The sequence below is a fragment of the Vibrio sp. 1401 genome, assembly GCF_033340295.1.
In genome coordinates this window covers 1-513 of the sequence record NZ_JAWOWF010000856.1, presented here as the reverse complement: position 1 = coordinate 513, position 513 = coordinate 1, and the positions used below count along the sequence as shown (strand labels likewise).

Genomic DNA, 513 nt, shown 5'->3' with positions numbered 1-513 from the left:
TCGCGGTCAGTAAAAAGTCGTTAATATTCATGAACGTTCCTTAAGCTCAATGGCCTTTTTGACAGCAAACAAAGGGGGAACATCAACCATGGAATTGGTGGTGGTATGGAATATTTCCCTCTCTGTCGTCAAGGTTGAAACGTCATCGGATATGACGGCTTCATCTTGAACGATGAATTTTAGCTCTGTTTCGATATCTAATTGAGTATCAAACGTGTGAGTTGAGTGAAACAAGTCTCTCACTGGAAACTCAAATATATTGTTTAGTGCAATATCAATATCGCTTTGTCGAATAGCACTGAACAAGACATATAGAGCTTTTTTGCAGGCTGTCACAACGTCGCCATCTCTTCGAATATGGCAAAGACGTAAACATTCCTCTGCCGTCATGCCTGGCAATAAGTTCAGCTTGATGAGCGCAAAGTTCACACTTGAGTGTGTTGAGTGGGAAATGACGTCAATACAGTATTGGTTAAAGTCCTGGTTTTGTAAGTAGCCTTTGCTACCAAACTT

General features: G+C 40.9%; 1 protein-coding gene. It reads right to left on the bottom strand.

All coding sequences use genetic code 11. The features are described from left to right. Positions 1 to 27: 27 nt before the first annotated feature. The coding region (locus R7Z77_RS28545; RefSeq protein ID WP_318137459.1) for a BcsE family c-di-GMP-binding protein at positions 28 to 513 on the bottom strand (486 nt) is incomplete at its 5' end.